Raw genomic sequence first — 3487 nt, 5'->3', positions numbered from 1 at the left:
GTACAGAACTGACCGCAACCCTGGACCACCGACGCCACCAGTTCACCGGCGATTTTTTCACCCCGTGCGCGCAGGGCTTCAGGCAATAGCAGCACCGGGTTGATGCTGCTCATTTCGGCGAATACGGGGATCGGTTGTGGCCGTGCGGCGGCCATGTCGCAGAGGGCGCGACCGCCTTTGAGCGAGCCGGTGAAACCGACGGCYTGGATCGCCGGATGCTTGACCAGCGTTTCACCGACGCCCGCGCCGTAGATCATGTTGAACACGCCTTCAGGCATGTCGGTTTGCTCGGCGGCGCGGATGATTGCGTCGGCCACGCGTTCAGCGGTCGCCATGTGTCCGCTGTGGGCCTTGAACACCACCGGGCAACCGGCGGCCAGAGCCGCCGCGGTATCACCGCCAGCGGTAGAAAAGGCCAGCGGGAAGTTRCTGGCACCGAACACGGCCACCGGGCCGACGCCGATCCGGTATTGGCGCAGATCGACCCGTGGCAGAGGCTGACGTTCGGGCAACGCGCGGTCGATACGCGCCCCATAGAAATCGCCCCGGCGCAGCACCTGGGCGAACAGGCGCATCTGGCCGCTGGTACGGCTGCGTTCACCCTGGATGCGTGCGGTCGGCAGGGCAGTTTCGCGGGTGACCAGGGCGACGAATTCGTCATCCAGGGCATCCAGTTGCGCGGCGATGGCCTCGAGAAATTCTGCACGGCGCGTCGCCGGCAAGTTACGAAAGGCGGGGTAAGCGGCAGCGGCGGCTTGGGCTGCGGCGTACACTTCCTCGGCGGTGGCTTGCATGAACGAATAGGGCAGTACTGCGCCGGTGCTGGCGTCATGGCTCTGCATCGCGATGTTGCCAGCGGCGCTGCGGGCACCGCCGATGTAGTTGTGGCGGATGATCTCGGGCATGGAAAACTCCTGTCGAAAAAGGTGGGGCAGGCCCCTTGTAGGTCAATCAAGGGTATGGAGTCGTGCGCTGTTTTGTGGCGAGCGAGCTTGCTCGCGTTGGGCTGCGTAGCGGCCCCAAAATAGTGGCAACCATTGCCTATTTTGCGAGTGCTGCGCACTCGAGCGGGAGCAAGCTCCCTCGCCACAGGGTGTGGGGTGTGTCAGGTTCAGGCCAGCGAATCACCCCGGCGCGCAGCGGCCGGCACGGCGTTATCCAGCGCAGCAATACGCGCAGCGGATTCGGCATCCACCTGGTGCAATGACTTGCCACGGGTTTCCCGGGTCAGGCCGACGGCCACGATGGAGATCAGCGCGGCGCCCACCAGGTACCAGGCGATCGGTGTCGAGCTGTGGTACTTGTTGAGCAGGGTGATGGCGATCAGCGGCGCGAGGGATCCGGCGAAGATCGGCGCCACCTGGTAGCACAGCGAAAGGGCGGTGTAGCGCACGTGGGTCGGGAACATTTCGGCCATCAGCGCCGAGTAGGGCGCATAGGTCATCGACTCGATGGCCAGGCCCAGGGTGATGGCGCCGATGATCAGCCAATTGTTGCCGGTGTCCATCATCGGGAAGCCGATGAAGCCCCAGAACGCAGTGAGCACCGCGCCGATCAGGTACACCGGTTTGCGCCCGACGATATCCGACAGATAGCCCATCAACGGGATCAGGAAAAAGTGCAGCAGGTGTGCGCCGAACATCAGCAACAGAATCTCTGAGGTGTCCTTGTGCACCACCAGTTTCAGGTAGGTGATCGAAAAGGTGACCACGGTGTAATAGAGGATGTTCTCGGCAAACCGCGCGCCGATCCCCACCAGCACCGCGCGCCAGTGATGGCGCAACACTTCCACCACGCCCAGTTGTTGCTGTTTGGTCTGCGCTTGCCGGGCCTGGGCCTCCTTGAAAATCGGCGCGTCATCGACGCTGGTGCGAATCCAGTAGCCGATCAGCACCACCACCGCCGAGAACCAGAACGCCACGCGCCAGCCCCAGGCGAGGAATTGTTGCTCCGACAGGTTTGACGACAACAGCAGCAGGGCGACGGTCGCCACCAGGTTACCGGCCGGCACCCCGGCTTGCGGCCAACTGGCCCAGAAGCCCCGGCGATTGTCCGGGCAGTGTTCGGACACCAGCAGAATCGCGCCACCCCATTCGCCACCGAAGGCAAAGCCCTGGATCAGCCGTAGCAGCACCAATAACACCGGCGCGGCATAGCCGATGCTGTCGAAGCCGGGCAGGCAACCCATCAGGAACGTGGTGATGCCAACCACCACCAGGCTCAGTTGCAGCAGGCGCTTGCGGCCGAATTTGTCACCGTAGTGACCGAACACCAGACCGCCCAACGGACGGGCGAGGAAGCCGACGGCGTACAGGGCGAAGGCGGCGATGATGCCGTCGATCGGACTGTCGGTCTGGCGGAAGAACAGCTGGCCGAAGACCAATGCCGAAGCGGTGCCGTAGAGAAAGAATTCATACCACTCGGCGACAGTGCCGGCCATGGCGGCGGCCACCACGCGTTTGAGTCCCGAGGGTGTGGTTGCGCTGGAGGTGCTGTGAGGATTGGACATGCTGACGTTTCCTGTAGAGGCGCGAAAACAGGTAGCCGGGCCGGACCCGCAAGGGTCCGCCCGGCAATCACTCAGAGACCGACGTCCGGCAGCTCCGGACGGTTGGCCATGGCCTTGGCCATGATCTGTTCGACGAACTCCCGATCCGCTTGCGGCAGTGCCAGGCGTGGCGGACGGGTCAGGGCGCTGCCGCGACCGGCGATGGCTTCGCAGAGTTTGATGCACTGCACCAGGTCGGCACGGGCATCGAGGTGCAGGATCGGCATCAGCCATTCGTAGATCGGCATGGCTTCGGCGAAGCGACCGGCCTTGGCCAGGCGGAAGATGGTCTCGCCTTCTTTCGGGAACACGTTGGACATGCCCGAGACCCAGCCTTCGGCACCCACCGCGATGCTTTCCAGCACCACGTCATCGAGACCTGCGAACAGCACGAAACGGTCGCCGACTTCATTGCGCACGTCGATGAAACGGCGGGTATCGCCGGAGGAATCCTTGAAGCACACCACGTTGTCGCAGTCGGCCAGGGAAATCAGGATGTCCGGGGTGACGTCGTTTTTGTAGATCGGCGGGTTGTTGTAAACCATCAACGGTACGTCGGCGTTCTTCGCCACGTAGCGGTAATGCTCGGCGGTCTCGAACGGCTTGGAACCGTAGACCAGCGCCGGCATCAGCATCACGCCGTCGACACCGACCCTGCGCACCGCGTTGGCCACCTTGGCCGCTTGCACACTGGTGAACTCGGCCACACCGCAAATCACCGGCACGCGGCCGCGGGAAGCGTCGACCGCAACTTCGGTCACGGCGATTTTTTCTTCGGCGGTCAATGAGGTGTTTTCCCCCACCGAACCACACACCACCAGGCCCGATACGCCGTCACGGATCACGTTGGAAATCACCTGGTGGGTTTTTTCCAGGTTGATGGAGAAGTCATCGTTGAATTGAGTGGTCACCGCGGGGAAGACGCCACTCCAGTTAATG

3 protein-coding genes are annotated in these 3487 nt (G+C 63.2%); all 3 read right to left on the bottom strand.

What is annotated here, in order from left to right; all coding sequences use genetic code 11:
* On the bottom strand, window positions 1–905 hold a 905-nt coding region (locus tag AC1DLB_RS25240; RefSeq protein WP_477785853.1), incomplete at its 3' end, for an aldehyde dehydrogenase family protein.
* A 206-nt stretch (window positions 906–1111) separates the two neighbouring features.
* On the bottom strand, window positions 1112–2509 hold the full coding sequence (gene abaF, locus AC1DLB_RS25235; RefSeq protein WP_086945302.1) for a fosfomycin efflux MFS transporter AbaF: 1398 nt from the start codon (window positions 2507–2509) through the stop codon (window positions 1112–1114).
* Window positions 2510–2580: 71 nt separating this feature from the next.
* Window positions 2581–3486, bottom strand: a complete 906-nt coding sequence (locus AC1DLB_RS25230) for a dihydrodipicolinate synthase family protein (protein ID WP_477785852.1) — start codon at window positions 3484–3486, stop codon at window positions 2581–2583.
* Between the last annotated feature and the right edge of the window lies 1 nt (window position 3487).

It is taken from the genome of Pseudomonas sp. 05N434, assembly GCF_056396965.1.
The sequence above is the reverse complement of the archived record's forward strand: the minus strand, read 5'-3'. Positions and strand labels throughout refer to the sequence as shown.